The 15,130-nt window shown below is 72.2% G+C and carries 15 protein-coding genes and 1 pseudogene; 13 read left to right on the top strand and 3 right to left on the bottom strand.

Translation table 11 applies throughout. The features are described from left to right. The coding region (locus tag ACFZAU_RS08500) for a MaoC family dehydratase (RefSeq protein WP_500551536.1) at positions 1 to 1,218 on the bottom strand (1,218 nt) is incomplete at its 3' end. 431 nt (positions 1,219 to 1,649) lie between these two features. Continuing rightward, complete coding sequence (locus tag ACFZAU_RS08495) at positions 1,650 to 1,853, bottom strand: cold-shock protein (RefSeq protein WP_354796699.1); 204 nt, start codon at positions 1,851 to 1,853, stop codon at positions 1,650 to 1,652. 342 nt (positions 1,854 to 2,195) lie between these two features. On the opposite strand from ACFZAU_RS08495, the gene ACFZAU_RS08490 reads away from it, so the two are divergent. From ACFZAU_RS08490 to ACFZAU_RS08450, 9 genes and pseudogenes are all read left to right on the top strand, one after another. Next, a complete protein-coding gene (locus ACFZAU_RS08490; protein WP_499606466.1) occupies positions 2,196 to 3,032 on the top strand; it encodes a menaquinone biosynthetic enzyme MqnA/MqnD family protein in 837 nt (278 codons plus the stop codon). Positions 3,033 to 3,180: 148 nt separating this feature from the next. Further along, complete coding sequence (locus ACFZAU_RS08485; protein ID WP_500551535.1) at positions 3,181 to 4,884, top strand: serine/threonine-protein kinase; 1,704 nt, start codon at positions 3,181 to 3,183, stop codon at positions 4,882 to 4,884. Positions 4,885 to 4,935: 51 nt separating this feature from the next. Then, positions 4,936 to 6,135: a cyclic dehypoxanthinyl futalosine synthase gene (gene mqnC, locus ACFZAU_RS08480; RefSeq protein WP_500551534.1), complete on the top strand. Its 1,200-nt coding sequence runs from the start codon at positions 4,936 to 4,938 to the stop codon at positions 6,133 to 6,135. 11 nt (positions 6,136 to 6,146) lie between these two features. Then, complete coding sequence (locus ACFZAU_RS08475) at positions 6,147 to 6,551, top strand: imidazolonepropionase-like domain-containing protein (RefSeq protein WP_500551533.1); 405 nt, start codon at positions 6,147 to 6,149, stop codon at positions 6,549 to 6,551. An 89-nt stretch (positions 6,552 to 6,640) separates the two neighbouring features. Next, entirely contained in the window at positions 6,641 to 7,330 is a 690-nt protein-coding gene (locus ACFZAU_RS08470; protein ID WP_500462405.1) for a demethylmenaquinone methyltransferase, read from the top strand. Positions 7,331 to 7,369: 39 nt separating this feature from the next. Further along, positions 7,370 to 8,740 (top strand): annotated as a pseudogene (locus ACFZAU_RS08465) (geranylgeranyl reductase family protein); the annotation flags it as partial. Positions 8,741 to 8,910: 170 nt separating this feature from the next. Further along, a complete protein-coding gene (locus ACFZAU_RS08460; RefSeq protein ID WP_499606369.1) occupies positions 8,911 to 9,375 on the top strand; it encodes a helix-turn-helix domain-containing protein in 465 nt (154 codons plus the stop codon). Beyond that, positions 9,368 to 9,727, top strand: coding sequence for a DUF4180 domain-containing protein (locus ACFZAU_RS08455; protein ID WP_500551532.1), 360 nt, complete (start codon positions 9,368 to 9,370; stop codon positions 9,725 to 9,727). Before ACFZAU_RS08460 ends, ACFZAU_RS08455 begins: the two co-directional genes overlap by 8 nt. 302 nt (positions 9,728 to 10,029) lie before the next feature. Next, positions 10,030 to 10,440: a hypothetical protein gene (locus tag ACFZAU_RS08450; RefSeq protein WP_500551531.1), complete on the top strand. Its 411-nt coding sequence runs from the start codon at positions 10,030 to 10,032 to the stop codon at positions 10,438 to 10,440. 252 nt (positions 10,441 to 10,692) lie between these two features. Here ACFZAU_RS08450 and ACFZAU_RS08445 read toward each other — a convergent pair whose 3' ends face one another. After that, complete coding sequence (locus ACFZAU_RS08445; protein ID WP_500551530.1) at positions 10,693 to 11,481, bottom strand: C40 family peptidase; 789 nt, start codon at positions 11,479 to 11,481, stop codon at positions 10,693 to 10,695. 555 nt (positions 11,482 to 12,036) lie between these two features. Between ACFZAU_RS08445 and ACFZAU_RS08440 the strand changes: the two genes are divergently transcribed. The 4 genes from ACFZAU_RS08440 to ACFZAU_RS08425 all read left to right on the top strand — a co-directional run bounded on the left by ACFZAU_RS08440 (position 12,037) and on the right by ACFZAU_RS08425 (position 15,126). Further along, positions 12,037 to 12,396 carry an NADH-quinone oxidoreductase subunit A gene (locus tag ACFZAU_RS08440; protein WP_018558791.1) on the top strand — a complete coding sequence of 120 codons (360 nt, stop codon included), beginning with the start codon at positions 12,037 to 12,039 and terminating at the stop codon, positions 12,394 to 12,396. A 15-nt stretch (positions 12,397 to 12,411) separates the two neighbouring features. Beyond that, positions 12,412 to 12,966, top strand: a complete 555-nt coding sequence (locus ACFZAU_RS08435) for a NuoB/complex I 20 kDa subunit family protein (RefSeq protein WP_500551529.1) — start codon at positions 12,412 to 12,414, stop codon at positions 12,964 to 12,966. Between the two features lie 91 nt (positions 12,967 to 13,057). Next, entirely contained in the window at positions 13,058 to 13,795 is a 738-nt protein-coding gene (locus ACFZAU_RS08430) for an NADH-quinone oxidoreductase subunit C (RefSeq protein WP_500551528.1), read from the top strand. Beyond that, positions 13,792 to 15,126 carry an NADH-quinone oxidoreductase subunit D gene (locus tag ACFZAU_RS08425; protein WP_500462410.1) on the top strand — a complete coding sequence of 445 codons (1,335 nt, stop codon included), beginning with the start codon at positions 13,792 to 13,794 and terminating at the stop codon, positions 15,124 to 15,126. Before ACFZAU_RS08430 ends, ACFZAU_RS08425 begins: the two co-directional genes overlap by 4 nt. Positions 15,127 to 15,130 lie beyond the last annotated feature (4 nt).

The raw sequence follows: 15,130 nt of genomic DNA, 5'->3' as shown, positions 1-15,130 counted from the left end.
CGAACCTCGCCGCCAACGCCGCGCAGGAGGACGAGGCGGACGACGCCTCGCGCGCGGCGGCGCAGAGCAGCTGACGCACCCGGGCGGGCCGGCCCTCAGGGGCCGACCGTACCGGTGAGGTGCAGCCGTCCCCCCCCCGAGCGCACGGCGAAGCTGCGCGTCTCGGCCTGCTTCTTGGCGGTCAGTGCGCCGCTCAGCTTCGTGGTGCTGCGCGGGGTGCGTGACGGTGCAGGTCTTCGCGCGGGTGGAGCGCACCAAGGCGAACCTCGCCGCCAACGCCGCGCAGGAGGACGAGGCGGACGACGCCTCGCGCGCGGCGGCGCAGAGCAGCTGACGCACCCGGGCGGGCCGGCCCTCAGGGCCGACCGTACCGGTGAGGTGCAGCCGTCCCCCCGAGCGCACGGCGAAGCTGCGCACCCCGCCCGGTCCGGAGGCGTCGGCGCCCGAGGCCACGTAGGTGACGGTGGCGGGCAGCAGGATCGGGGCCTTGAACTCGGCCCGCAGGGTGACCGTTTCGGCGTCCGCGGGGACGGCCTCCGCGGCGCAGCGGGCGACGGTCCACATCCCGTGGGCGATGGCGCGCGGGAAGCCCAGCGGCCGCGCGGTCAGCGGGTGGAGGTGGATCGGGTTCCAGTCGCCGGAGACGGCGGCGTGCTGCCGCCCGAGGCCGGCGGGGAGCCGCCACTCCGCCACGACGGACGGCTCCACGTCCACGTCCACGTCCGCGTCCGTGTACGCGGCGGCCGGCGGGCCGCCGCCGGTCCCGCCGCCCGTGCGGGTCCGGGCGAGGTAGCCGCTGCGGTCCCGCCAGACGACCTCGCCGTCGAGGGACGCCTCCGTGACGATCACGACCTCCACTCCGCGCCGGTGGGGGCGCAACTCCTCGGCGTGGACGGTGATGCCGGGCCGGTCGCCGGGCAGGAGCGGCCGCCGCTGGACGATCTCGATCCACGTGTGCACCAGGCCGAGCAGCGGCAGCGGGAAGCTCCGCCGGGCCATCAGCCGGGCGGCCGGCGGGAAGCCGAGGACGTGCGGGTACGTCAGCGGCAGCCCGGTCCCGGGCGGGAAGCCGCACACCTCGGCGTACGCCGCGAGCCGCCGGGGGGCCACCCGGACGGCAGGAAGGGTCAGCCGGTCGGCGGGCAGCGGCGCGTCGGCGGCCGGGCGCTTGCCGGCCCCGGTCAGTGCGCCTCGGGCGAGGGTGAGCAGCAGGGGCATCGTGGGTTCCCGCGGGATCGGTGGGGCGGTCGTGGACGTGAGGGCGTACGGGCGCCGGGTGGGACGTACGGCGGACTCCGCCCGCGGCGGCCTCCTCGCTGCGTCCGGCCGCCGCGCCACCCGACGGCGACGTCACCGGGGGCAATACGTGCGAACGCCGCCGCGGCGGACCGCCCGGGCGAATTCCCGCCATTTCCCGCGCCGGATCCATAGGCCGCTCGCGCCGCCGGCCGAATTACCGGGGCATTCGCGCCGTCCCACCCGCTCATGAAACGTTGCAGCGCGATTCGGCGCAGCCGACTTCGCACACGGGAGCGAATTGCCCGCGCCCGCCCTGATCCTGACGGGCGCGCCGCAAAAGGCAGGAGCCCCACACGACGGTGCGGGGCTCCTTGGGTACTGCTCGTCGGTTACTGCGCGTCAGTCCGCGATCAGGCGGGGGAGACGTTCTCCGCCTGCGGGCCCTTCGGACCCTGGGTGACGTCGAAGGTCACCGCCTGGTTCTCCTCCAGCGAACGGAAGCCGGAGGCGTTGATCGCGGAGTAGTGGACGAAGACATCGGGGCCGCCGCCGTCCTGGGCGATGAAGCCGAAGCCCTTCTCGGCGTTGAACCACTTGACGGTTCCGGTAGCCATAAGCCCTCCTTGGGCCAAAGGGTTGCCCTGCTCCAGAACCTGCCCTGCTCACTGCAAGAAGTCTGAAAACTACAAAAGCCCGCGGTCACATGCTCCGCAGGCTCTGTACTGCAAGGGAAACCAAACTGCAACTTGCGACGACAGTAGCACGGAGCATCTGCGCCGGGGAAGAGCGACAAGATCGGATTTCACAAGTGCCTCGCGGCGGCCCGCCGCGGGGTTCCTCCGGCGCCCGGCCGGAGGCGGCCCGGCGTGGGGGACGGGGCCCGCCGGAAGTTCCGGGGAGCGGGGGTCTAGCCTCCTGATGTGGACAAATCTGCGCCTCTTCCATCCGCCAGTGGTGTGCGCCGGACCCGGCCCCGCGTCGGGCACATCCAGTTCCTGAACTGCGTGCCCCTTTACTGGGGACTCGCCCGAACGGGTGCCCTGCTCGACCTGGAGCTGACCAAGGACACCCCCGAGAAGCTCAGCGCCCAGCTCGTCTCCGGGGACCTGGACGTCGGCCCGATCACCCTCATGGAGTACCTCCGGCACGCCGAGGACCTGATCGCGCTCCCGGACATCGCCGTCGGCTGCGACGGCCCGGTGATGTCCTGCGTGATCGTGAGCCAGGTCCCGCTGGGCGCCCTGGACGGCGCCAGGGTCGCCCTCGGCTCCACCAGCCGCACCTCGGTCCGCCTGGCCCAGCTGATGCTCGCCGATCAGTACGGGGTCGAGCCCGAGTACTACACCTGCCCGCCCGACCTCTCGCTGATGATGCAGGAGGCCCAGGCCGCCGTTCTGATCGGGGACGCGGCGCTGCGCGCCTCGCTGCACGACGCGCCGCGGCTCGGCCTGGAGGTCCACGACCTCGGGCTGATGTGGAAGGAGTGGACCGGGCTGCCGTTCGTCTTCGCCGTCTGGGCCGCCCGCCGCGACTACCTGGAGGCCCGTCCCGGTGTGGTGCACGAGGTGCACCGGGCCTTCCTCTCCTCCCGCGACCTGAGCATGGAGGAGGTGGAGAAGGTCGCCGAGCAGGCCGCCCGCTGGGAGTCCTTCGACGCCCGAACCCTCCAGCGCTACTTCACCACCCTGGACTTCTCGCTCGGTCCCGAGCAGCTCACCGGCATCGCCGAGTTCGCCCGCCGGGTGGGCTTCCCCGAGCAGGCGCGCGTCGAGCTGCTGGGCGCCGGGGGCTGACCCCGTGGGCCGGCGGGCACCCCCCGCCGGCCGGGGCCCGTTCCCCGGGCCTACTACGATCGGCGGCGGCCCCCCGCTCCGGCTGGGGTGACCACGGCGGCCACGGGTACAACTCCACTGACCTTCCGCACCGGCGAGAGGCGCGCAGATGCAGCCCCTGCAAGCGAACGACCCCCCGTCGATCGGCCCGTACCGTCTGCTCGGCCGGCTGGGCGCCGGCGGGATGGGCCGGGTCTACCTGGGGCGCAGCCCCGGCGGCCGGACGGTGGCCGTGAAGGTGGTGCGCTCGGAACTCGCGGACGACCTGGAGTTCCGCACCCGCTTCCAGCGCGAGGTCGACGCCGCGCGCCGGGTCGGCGGTACGTGGAGCGCCCCGGTGCTGGACGCCGACACCGACTCGCCGGTGCCCTGGGTGGCCACCCGCTACGTCGCAGGTCCCGCCCTCTCCGAGGCCGTCGCCACCTTCGGCCCGCTGTCGCCGCAGGGCGTACGGGCGCTGGGCGCCGGACTCGCCGAGGCGCTGGAGGCCGTGCACGGACGCGGCCTGGTGCACCGCGACATCAAGCCGTCCAACGTGCTGCTCTCGCTCGACGGCCCGGTGCTGATCGACTTCGGCATCGCCCGTGCCATGGACGCCACGGCCGCCCTGACCAGCAAGGGCGTGGTCGTCGGCTCGCCCGGCTACATGGCGCCCGAGCAGGTCACCGGAAGACCCACCGGCCCCGCCGCCGACATCTTCGCCCTCGGCGCGGTGCTGGCCTTCGCCGCGACCGGCCGCGGCCCCTTCACCGGGGACAGCGCGGCCGTCCTGCTCTACAAGGTCGCCCACGAGGAGCCCGAACTCGACGGCGTCCCGGACGAGTTGCGCCGGATCGCCGAGTCCTGCCTCGCCAAGGACCCGGAGGTGCGCCCGACGCCCCGCCGGCTCGCGGAGCTGCTGGCGCCCGGCGGCGACGCCGCGTCGCTGGTGCGCGCCGGCTGGCTGCCGGCCCCGCTGACGGAGCGCCTCGGGCGGCAGGCCGTCGAACTGCTCGACCTCGAACCCACCCCGCACCCGGGCCCGGTGGCCCCGGGCAACGGCACCCCCGAGGGGAACGGCGGGGGACCGGCCGGCGGCCACGGCTCCTACGGCTCGCACCCCTCGTACGGCTCGCACCCCTCGTACGGGTCGTTCGGCCCGCCGCCCTCGCTGACCGCGCCCCAGGACGCGCCGCCGTTCGCCGCCACTCCGCCGCCCACGCCCGTCCCGGGCCGCCGGCGCGGCCGGGCCGCGGCGCTCGCCGCGACGGGCATCCTGCTCGTCGCGGCCGCCGTGACCCTGGCCCTCGTGCTGCCGGGACTCCTCGACGGCTCGAACCAGGCCAAGGGCGGCGAGCGCACCCCCTCGCGGAGCGCGGGGCCCGGGGGCGGTTCCCCGTCCTCGACCACGTCCTCCTCGACCACGTCCTCGACGCCGTCCTCGCCCCCGGCCTCGGGACCGCGCGTGGACGCCCTCCCCAAGGCCTTCGTCGGCACGTGGAAGGGCAGCACGGTCACCGCCGGCGGAGTGCCGGGCACGATGGAGATCACCCTGCGCGAGGGCAAGGTCGGCGCGGTCGTCGGCCGCGACAAGAGCGTGCTGGACCTGCTCGGCCAGTCCTACGACTGCAGCGGCGACTGGAAGCTCGCCGAGGCCACGGAGAAGGGCGTCGTGCTCGACACCAGCGGCGGCACCAACCCGCATCCGGGGATCTGTTCCGACGGTTCGGCCGACGAGCGGTTCACCCTCAACGCGGACGGCTCCCTGCACTACCGCTCGGGCGACTCGCTGGCCGGTCAGCCGGAAGGGGACCTCAGGAAGCAGGGCGGCTGACCCCCTGGCGTAGGCTGGGCGGGTCCGTCACACCCCTCGGAAGGATGCCCGGTGAGCGAGAACGCCGACCTCCAGTCCGTCCTCGACCGTGCCGCCGACGGCGGCCGCATCACCCCCGAGGAGGCGCTCGACCTCTACCGTTCGGCACCCCTGCACGCCCTCGGCGCCGCCGCCGACGCCGTGCGCCGCCGCCGTTACGCCGGTACCGAGCACATCGCGACGTACATCATCGAGCGGAACATCAACTACACCAACGTCTGCGTGACGGCGTGCAAGTTCTGCGCCTTCTACGCCGCGCCCAAGGACACCGCCAAGGGCTGGAGCCGGGACCTCGACGACATCCTGCGCCGCTGCGCGGAGACCGTCGAACTCGGCGGCACCCAGATCATGTTCCAGGGCGGCCACCACCCGGACTTCGGCGTCGAGTACTACGAGAAGCACTTCAGCGCCATCAAGCAGGCCTTCCCGCAGCTGGTCATCCACTCCCTCGGCGCCTCCGAGGTCGAGCACATGGCCCGCATCTCCAAGGTGACGGTGGACGAGGCCATCAGCCGCATCCACGCCGCGGGCCTGGACTCCTTCGCGGGCGCCGGCGCAGAACTGCTGCCGGCCCGGCCGCGCAAGGCGATCGCCCCGCTCAAGGAGAGCGGCGAGCGCTGGCTGGAGATCATGGAGACCGCGCACAAGCTGGGTGTGGAGTCGACCTCCACCATGCTGATGGGCACCGGCGAGACCAACGCCGAGCGCATCGAGCACCTGCGCATGATCCGCGACGTCCAGGACCGCACGGGCGGCTTCCGCGCCTTCATCCCGTACACCTACCAGCCCGAGAACAACCACCTGAAGGGCCGGACCCAGGCCACGCTCTTCGAGTACCTGCGGATCATCGCCATCGCGCGGGTCTTCCTGGACAACGTCGCCCACATCCAGGGTTCCTGGCTCACCACCGGCAAGGAGGTCGGCCAGCTGTCGCTGCACTACGGCGCCGACGACCTCGGCTCGGTGATGCTGGAGGAGAACGTGGTCTCCTCGGCCGGCGCCAAGCACCGCTCCAACCGCATGGAGCTGATCCACCTGATCCGCGCCGCCGGCCGGGTCCCCGCGCAGCGCGCCACCACCTACGAGCACCTCGTCGTCCACGACGACCCGGCGAACGACCCGGTGGACGACCACGTCGTCTCCCACCTGTCGTCGACCGCCATCGAGGGCGGCACGGCGCACCCGGAGCTGAAGCTGCTCAGCACCTCCTGACCGCGCCGCCGATGCTGACGATCCATTCAGGGACCGACGGCACCGCCCTGCTGGTCGACGGCGGCCTCCTCGCCGCCGTCGGCCCGCAGGACGCGCTGCGGGCCGCCCACCCGGGCGCCCGGGTACGGAACTGGCCCGGTGCACTGCGCCCGGGCCTGACCCACGAGGGCGCGCTGCCACCCGCCCCCACCCCGCGCGAACGCGTGCACGCCCTGCTGCTGCGCGGGGTCACCGCCGTCGCCACCGCCCCAGACGACCCCGCGCTGCGTTCCGCGCTGGACCGCAGCGGTCTGCTGCCGGCGCGCCGGGCCCCGTCCCTGGAGCCGGGCGCCCGGGCGGACTTCGCCGTCTTCGACGAGCACGGCACCTGCCTCGCCACCGTCGTCGCCGGGCGGCTCCTGCACCGCAGGGCCTGACCGGCCGCGCGGGCCGTGCCGTACGGCGTGCCACGACCGCGGCGGGGCCCCTGCGCGGGGTGCGGGGACGCCGGGTGAACAATGGGGAGGTGACCCGAGCCTCCCTGGACAAGCAGCCGCACGAAGTCGCCGCGATGTTCGACGACGTCGCCGCCAACTACGACCTGACCAACGACGTGCTGTCGCTCGGCCAGGACCGCCGCTGGCGCAAGGTCGTCGCGCAGTCCCTCGCCGTACGTCCCGGCGAGCGCGTGCTGGACCTCGGCGCCGGCACGGGGACCTCCTCCCTGCCGTTCGCCGGGGCGGGCGCCCGGGTCGTGCCCTGCGACTTCTCCCTGGGCATGCTGCGCGAGGGCAAGCGCCGCCACCCCTTCCTCCCGCTCACCGCGGGCGACGCGACCCGGCTGCCGTTCGCCGACGGGGTCTTCGACGCCGTCACGATCTCCTTCGCGCTGCGCAACGTGCACGACACCGACGCCGCGCTGCGCGAGATGCTGCGGGTCACCCGGCCCGGGGGCCGCGTCGTCATCTGCGAGTTCAGCCACCCCACCTGGGCGCCGTTCCGCACGGTCTACACCGAGTACCTGATGCGCGCCCTCCCGCCGGTCGCCCGGGCGGTCAGCAGCAACCCCGACGCGTACGTGTACCTGGCCGAGTCCATCCGCGCCTGGCCCGACCAGCCCGGCCTCGCCGGGCGCCTGCAGAAGGCCGGATGGTCGAAGGTCGCCTGGCGCAACCTGTCGGGCGGCATCGTGGCGCTGCACCGCGCGGTGCGCTGAAGGCGGGCCGCCCGGCCCGTCCGCGGAGGGGGCCCATAGACTGCTCGGGGTCCGGTCCGGCCGCCGCCGGCGGCCGGAGCCAGGCCCGCAACAGCCCACAGCAGCGAGGAGTGCCGCACTGTGACCGAGACCGCCGCTTCGGAACGCAGCGCCGATGTGATCGTCGTCGGTGCCGGGCCCGCCGGTTCCACGACGGCCTACTACCTGGCGAAGGCGGGACTCGACGTCCTGCTGCTGGAGAAGACCGCCTTCCCGCGCGAGAAGGTGTGCGGCGACGGCCTGACGCCCCGGGCGACCAAGCAACTGGTCGCGATGGGCATCGACATCTCCGAGGAGGCCGGCTGGCTGCGCAACAAGGGCCTGCGCATCATCGGCGGCGGCGTCCGGCTGCAGCTGGACTGGCCGGACCTGGCCTCGTTCCCGGACTACGGCCTGGTGCGCAGGCGCGAGGACTTCGACGAACTCCTCGCCCGCCAGGCGCAGAAGGCCGGCGCCCGGCTCTACGAGCGCTGCAACGTCGGCGCCCCGATCCGTGACGAGCGCACCGGCCGCATCACCGGCGTCGAGGCCAAGCTGGGCGAGGAGAAGACCCCGGTCACCTTCCACGCGCCGCTGGTGGTCGCCGCGGACGGCAACTCCACCCGGCTCTCCCTGCAGATGGGCCTGCACCGCCGCGAGGACCGCCCGATGGGCGTCGCCGTCCGCACGTACTTCACTTCCCCGCGGCACGACGACGACTACCTGGAGTCCTGGCTGGAGCTGTGGGACCGGCGCGTCCCCGGCAACCCGCGGCTGCTGCCCGGCTACGGCTGGATCTTCGGCATGGGGGACGGCACCTCCAACGTGGGCCTCGGCGTGCTCAACACCTCCGCCTCCTTCAAGGAGCTGGACTGGCGCGAGGTGCTGAAGGCCTGGTGCGCCTCGATGCCGGAGGACTGGGGCTACACCGAGGAGAACATGACCGGGCCGATCCGTGGCGCGGCGCTCCCGATGGCCTTCAACCGCCAGCCGCACTACACCAAGGGCCTGCTGCTGGTCGGCGACGCCGGCGGCCTCGTCAACCCGTTCAACGGCGAGGGCATCGCCTACGCGATGGAGTCCGGCCAGATCGCGGCCGACGTCATCGTCCAGGCGCACGCGCGCGGCACCGCGGCCCAGCGGGAGCTGGCGCTGCAGTCGTACCCGCGGATCCTGAAGGACACCTACGGCGGCTACTACACGCTCGGCCGGGCCTTCGTGAAGCTGATCGGCAACCCGAAGGTCATGAAGCTGGCGACCCAGCGCGGCCTGACGCACCCGATGCTGATGCGCTTCACGCTGAAGCTGCTGGCGAACCTCACCGACCCGTCGGGAGGCGACGCGATGGACCGCGTGATCAACGGACTGTCGAAGGTGGCGCCGCGTTCCTGACCCCGGCATCCCGCTCGCCGCGCCGGCCCGTGCTGCACGGGCCGGCGCGGCTTTTTGCTGCGGTGAGACCGGAGGGAGCCGGACGTGCGGAGGCGCGCGGAGGTGCGCGGGGGTACGCGGGGGTACGCATACCTCCCTATCCTTACCTTCACGGGGTAGGATGCGTCACCATGGAGAGGGAATGGCTGTCCGTCGAGCAGGTCGCGGACCGGCTCGGACTGCACGTGCGCACCGTCCGCGGCTACATCCGCGACGGCCGGCTCAAGGCCGTGCGCATCGGCAAGCAGTACCGCGTCGCCCGGGCCGACCTGGACGCCCTCACCGGCGTGCCGGCGGCCGCCGCCCGGCAGCGGGTGGAGGTCTCGGCCATCGTCGAGGTGGACGGCATCGGCCCGGCCGCCGCCGACCGCCTGGGGACCCTTCTCGTGGCCGGTGCCCAGATGGCGCGGGACCCCCACGAGTTGGCCCGGGTCCGGATCGCGTACGACGACGAGCGCTCGCGGCTGAAGGTCGTGGTGCTCGGCGGTGCCGCGGCGACGGCGGACGTCCTGCGCACCATCGACGACGTCATGGGAGGGGGGAACGACATGTTCCCGGAGGAGCACACCGAGGACCCGGAGGCGGGCCGTGGCTGACGTGGTGACCGAGCGGCGGGGCGTGCCCGTCCTCGTCTGCGGCGAGGACGGCGCGAGGATCTCCGGCGTCCAGGACGCGCTCGACGTGATCGGGTCGACCTACCACCGGGCGGACGTGGTGGCCGTCCCCGTCGCCCGCCTGGACGAGCGGTTCTTCGCCCTGCGGTCGGGCCTCGCGGGGGAGGTCCTGCAGAAGTTCGTCAACTACGGCGTCCGGCTCGTCGTCGTGGGCGACGTCTCGGCCCACACGGCGGCCGGCACGGCCTTCCGGGACCTGGTCCGCGAGTGCAACCGGGGCGACCGCACGTGGTTCGTCGACGACCTCGAAGCGCTCGACGCCCGCCTCGGCTGACCGGTCGCCGTCCGTGCCCGGGAGGCGAACCCCGCCCGGTGCGGCGCCCGTTGTCCCGTTGGGCGGCGCTGCGTACCGGGCGGGGTGGTGAACTCCCCCTCCCGGATGGCCGGTTCGCGCGGACCGGGGCGGAGGGGCGCGGGCGGGGCGGGCCGCCGGTGCTTTGACATCGATGTCGTTGACATCGATGTCAGATGCGCCTGCCCCGGAGTCAGCTCGCGCCCGAAATGCGGGATTTGAGGCGCTGTGCTCATACTTTTGATCACTGCTCGGGGATCCGTGATCAACAGAAGGGTGCAGACATGAGCACGCGTATAACCCAGGTCCTCGCCGCCGCGGCCGCTTCGTTCCTGCTCGCCGGAGGGGGCGTGCTCGCAGCCGGCCCGGCCTCCGCGGCCTCCGCGGACCACCGTGCGGGCGACCAGCGCGGTGACGACCGCCGGGACGGCGACCGTCGTGGTGACGACCGCCGTGGCGACGACCGGCGGGACGGCGACCGCCGCGGGGACGACCGCCGCGGGGACGACCGCCGTGACGACGACCGGCGGGGCGACCGGCAGCGTCAGTGCTCGGTCGGTCTGGGCTCCTGGAAGCTGGAGTACCGCCCCGGACGCCTGGTGCGCGTGTCCAGCCACGGTCGCGTCAAGTGGGTCCGCACGCCGGGCCAGTGGGTCAGGGTCTGGCACGGCGGAGGCCACGACTGCCGCCGGTGAACCCGTCTCCCGGAGCCCGGTCCCCCGCCACGGCGGAGCCGGGCTCCGGCGCGTGAGCCCCGAACGGGGCTCCCCGGTCGCCCGGCCCCGCGTGCGGTACCTCTCCTTGCGGCGGGGCCGGGTCCGGCCGCCTGCCGCGGGGCGCGGTGCGGCGGCCCCCCTCGCGGCGGCGGAGGACCGTACGCGGGTGCAACGGAGGAGGCCGCCGGCCCGGGTGCGGGCCGGCGGCCTCCGTGGGGACGGGGCCCGTGATCAGAGCACGCGGACGGCCGACGTCGGCATGTAGTTGGACATCTGCTGGATGACGACGCCCTTGCTCGGGTTCGCCGCGTCCAGGTACTGCCCGCCGCCGATGTAGACAGCCACGTGGTAGGCGGAGCCGACCCCGCCCCAGAAGAGGAGGTCGCCCGGCTGGACCGCGCTCACGGACACCGGGGTGCCGAAGGTCGACTGCGCCTGCGAGGTGCGCGGCAGGTCGACCCCGATGGTGCGGAAGGCGGCCTGGGTGAGACCGGAGCAGTCGTACGCGCTGGGGCCCGTGGCGCCGTATACGTACGGCTTGCCGACCTGGGCCTTCAGGAACGCGAGGACGGAGGCGACGCTGCCCGTCGCGGAAGTGGAGGAGGAGGCGGCCAGCGCGGTGCGTCCGGCGGAGCGGGACGCGATCGCGGTCTCGCGCGCCTTGGCGGCCTTGGCCGCGGCGCGCGACCGCGCGTCGGCGGCGGCCTTCTTCTTCTGTGCGGCCTTCATGGCCTCGGTGCGCGCCTGCGCGCGGGCGGCGTCCAGCTGCTGCTCGACGACGGTCTCGTCGACGGCGTCGGCGGCCTGCGCGGCGGAGGCGGCGGTGGAGAGGGCGGGGATGACGGGGATGCTCCCCGTGGTCGCCGGGTCGGCGGCCGAGGGCTCGGCGTTCGCCGGGGCGGACATTCCGGTCAGGGCGAGCGTTCCGATGACGCCGCCGGCGACTCCTGCGCGGCGCACCCAGTTGGGGCTCTGCGCGGCTCGTCGCCGGCGGCTTATATGCGAGGTCTGAAGGGACATGAAGACTTGGGTATCAGGCCAGGTCGGTTCCGTTCAACAAAAGTGTGATGCGCCACAGTTGGCTCACGACCAGTGGTATTGTCCCCTTTTTGATCTTCCTTATTCAGGACTATAGGGACACCCAAGTACAAATCCTCGTGCGCGCGTTCACGTGCCTCCGGTCGCCGTCAGCGCGCGGTTTCGCGGCTCACCCGCACGGGTGGGGAGGCGCTATCACGTCCCCCGACCCAGCTCCAATTTGCCTCGGCTCGCGGGTGCCTGATAGTGCGGCACCCCTGTTTACCAGCGGAAACGCAGGTAAATGTGACTTCTGGTGATCGTTTGGGATTACTGAGTGAGAAGATCACCGCTCATCCCCGTTCATGATCGTTCGACTGGTGGCAGAGATCACAAGGACCAGACTGAACCCCGTGTCGCAGATCACAGACCAGGAGGCATAGGATGCGGGCAGTCCGGGCTTGTGAACTGCCTCACATGGAGCGGATCCAGGTGGCACGGGGCGCACGTTCGGGCACGGTCCGTCATCAGTCATCGTCGACTGGAAGGAGCGGGGACGTGAATGCCTACGCGCCCATCCTCGTGCTGGGCGGCCTCGGGGCCGGCTTCGCGATCTTCTCCGTGGTCATGGCCTCCATCATCGGCCCGAAGCGGTACAACCGGGCCAAGTTGGAGGCGTATGAGTGCGGCATCGAGCCGACTCCGCATCCAGCCGGGGGTGGCCGTTTCCCGATCAAGTACTACCTGACGGCGATGCTCTTCATCGTCTTCGACATCGAGATCGTCTTCCTCTACCCCTGGGCCGTCACCTTCGACGCCCTCGGGGTCTTCGGGCTCGTCGAGATGCTCCTCTTCGTGCTCACGGTCTTCGTCGCGTACGCCTACGTCTGGCGTCGCGGCGGTCTGGAATGGGACTAGGGGCGGAGAATAGCCATGGGTATTGAAGAGAAGCTGCCGAGCGGGTTCCTGCTCACCTCCGTCGAGGCGGCGGCCGGCTGGGTCCGGAAGGCGTCGGTCTTCCCGGCCACCTTCGGCCTCGCGTGCTGCGCCATCGAGATGATGACGACCGGGGCCGGGAGGTACGACCTGGCGCGCTTCGGCATGGAGGTCTTCCGCGGGTCCCCCCGCCAGGCGGACCTGATGATCGTGGCCGGCCGGGTGAGCCAGAAGATGGCGCCCGTCCTGCGCCAGGTCTACGACCAGATGCCGAACCCCAAGTGGGTGATCTCGATGGGGGTCTGCGCATCGAGCGGCGGGATGTTCAACAACTACGCAATTGTGCAGGGTGTTGACCATGTGGTGCCTGTTGACATTTATCTCCCCGGATGTCCGCCCCGTCCCGAAATGCTGTTGGACGCCATCCTCAAGCTCCACCAGAAGATCCAGCACAGCAAGCTCGGCGTGAACCGCGAAGAGGCCGCGCGCGAGGCGGAGGAAGCGGCGCTGAAGGCGCTGCCGACGATCGAGATGAAGGGGCTGCTCCGGTGAGCGACGCACGCGAGGCCGCCGGTCCGCAGACGAAGACGATGCCCGCGCCTCTGCGCCGAGCGGGCGGAGAAGCGAACGAAGGGGGCGCGCGATGACGGATTCCCCGGACACCCCTAACCCGGACAAGGACGTCAACGCGGCCGGGCTGCCCGGTCAGCGCGGCGACCACGGGGAGGCGATCCGCGTCCAGCGCGGCATGTTCGGTGCCCGCAACGGCGGCGACACCTCCGGGTACGGCGGTCTGGTGCGCACGGTACGGCTGCCCGGTGCGGCGAGCCGTCCCTACGGCGGCTGGTTCGACGACGTCGCCGACGAGCTCGAGGGTGCCCTCGAGGAGCAGGGCCTCGTCGCGGACAACGCGGTCGAGAAGGTCGTCGTGGACCGCGACGAGATCACCTTCCACGTCGCGCGCGAGCACCTGCCCCTGGTCGCCAGGACCCTGCGGGACGACCCCGCGCTGCGCTTCGAGCTCTGCACGGGCGTGAGCGGCGTCCACTTCCCGGAGGACAAGGGCCGCGAGCTGCACGCCGTCTACCACCTGCGCTCGATCACCCACAACCGGCTGATCCGGCTGGAGGTGAGCGTCTCCGACGCCGACCGGCACGTCCCGTCGCTCGTCGAGGTCTACCCGACCAACGACTGGCACGAGCGCGAGGCCTACGACTTCTTCGGGATCGTCTTCGACGGGCACCCCGCCCTGATGCGGATCATGATGCCGGACGACTGGCAGGGCCACCCGCAGCGCAAGGACTACCCCCTCGGCGGCATCGCCGTCGAGTACAAGGGCGCCCAGATCCCTGCTCCGGACCAGCGGAGGTCGTACTCGTGAGCACTCACCACGCACCCCAGCAGGCCGCGGAGCGGGAGACCACCGAGGGCCGGGTCTTCACCGTCACCGGCGGCGACTGGGACGAACTGGCCGAGACCGTCGGCAAGGCCGACGACGAGCGCATCGTCGTCAACATGGGCCCGCAGCACCCCTCCACCCACGGCGTGCTCCGACTGATCCTCGAGATCGACGGCGAGACGGTCACCGAGGCCCGCTGCGGCATCGGCTACCTCCACACCGGCATCGAGAAGAACATGGAGTTCCGGACCTGGACCCAGGGGTCCACGTTCGTGACGCGCATGGACTACCTGACGCCGTTCTTCAACGAGACGGCGTACTGCCTGGCGGTGGAGAAGCTGCTCGGCATCACCGACGCGGTCCCGGACCGCGCCTCGGTGATCCGCGTGATGCTGATGGAGCTCAACCGCATCTCCTCGCACCTGGTGGCCATCGCCACCGGCGGCATGGAGCTCGGCGCCACCACGATCATGATCTACGGGTTCCGCGACCGCGAGATGATCCTGGACGTCTTCGAGCTGATCACCGGCCTGCGGATGAACCACGCCTACATCCGCCCCGGCGGCCTCGCCCAGGACCTGCCGCCCGGCGCCGTGGACCAGGTCCGCGAGGTCGTGAAGAAGTTCCGCAAGAACCTGCCCGAGTACGACAAGCTCGCCACCGGCAACCCGATCTTCAAGGCCCGCATGCAGGACGTGGGTTACCTGGACCTGGCCGGCTGCATGGCGCTCGGCGCCACCGGCCCGATCCTGCGCTCCACCGGGCTGCCGCACGACCTGCGCAAGTCGCAGCCGTACTGCGGTTACGAGAACTACGAGTTCGAGGTGCCGACCGTCGACACCTGCGACTCCTACGGGCGGTTCCTGCTGCGCCTGGAGGAGATGCGGCAGTCGCTGGACATCGTCGAGCAGTGCCTGGACCGGCTGCAGCCCGGCCCGGTCATGGTCGCCGACAAGAAGATCGCCTGGCCCGCGCAGCTCGCCCTCGGGCCGGACGGGCTCGGCAACTCGCTCGACCACATCAAGAAGATCATGGGCACCTCCATGGAGGCCCTGATCCACCACTTCAAGCTGGTGACCGAGGGCTTCCGGGTCCCGGCCGGCCAGGCGTACGTCGCCGTCGAGTCCTCCAAGGGCGAACTCGGCGTCCACGTGGTCAGCGACGGGGGCACCCGCCCCTTCCGCGTCCACTTCCGCGACCCGTCCTTCACCAACCTGCAGACCATGGCGGCGATGTGCGAGGGCGGCCAGGTCGCCGACGTCATCGTCGCGGTGGCGTCCATCGACCCCGTGATGGGAGGCGTCGACCGGTGACAGA

The sequence above is a fragment of the Streptomyces sp. NPDC008238 genome (assembly GCF_042956445.1).
In the GTDB taxonomy this organism is placed as follows: Bacteria; Actinomycetota; Actinomycetes; order Streptomycetales; family Streptomycetaceae; genus Actinacidiphila.
This window is presented reverse-complemented; position numbering and strand designations above follow the sequence as displayed.

Bases quoted from the DNA above. Each gene is read 5' to 3' on its own strand.
- ACFZAU_RS08485 (WP_500551535.1), top strand. From the start codon at position 3,181: ATGCAGCCCCTGCAAGCGAACGACCCCCCGTCGATCGGCCCGTACCGT.
- ACFZAU_RS08495 (WP_354796699.1), bottom strand. From the start codon at position 1,853: ATGGCTACCGGAACCGTCAAGTGGTTCAACGCCGAGAAGGGCTTCGGC.
- ACFZAU_RS08460 (WP_499606369.1), top strand. From the start codon at position 8,911: ATGGAGAGGGAATGGCTGTCCGTCGAGCAGGTCGCGGACCGGCTCGGA.
- ACFZAU_RS08445 (WP_500551530.1), bottom strand. From the start codon at position 11,481: ATGTCCCTTCAGACCTCGCATATAAGCCGCCGGCGACGAGCCGCGCAG.
- ACFZAU_RS08450 (WP_500551531.1), top strand. From the start codon at position 10,030: ATGAGCACGCGTATAACCCAGGTCCTCGCCGCCGCGGCCGCTTCGTTC.
- ACFZAU_RS08435 (WP_500551529.1), top strand. From the start codon at position 12,412: ATGGGTATTGAAGAGAAGCTGCCGAGCGGGTTCCTGCTCACCTCCGTC.
- ACFZAU_RS08430 (WP_500551528.1), top strand. From the start codon at position 13,058: ATGACGGATTCCCCGGACACCCCTAACCCGGACAAGGACGTCAACGCG.
- ACFZAU_RS08475 (WP_500551533.1), top strand. From the start codon at position 6,147: ATGCTGACGATCCATTCAGGGACCGACGGCACCGCCCTGCTGGTCGAC.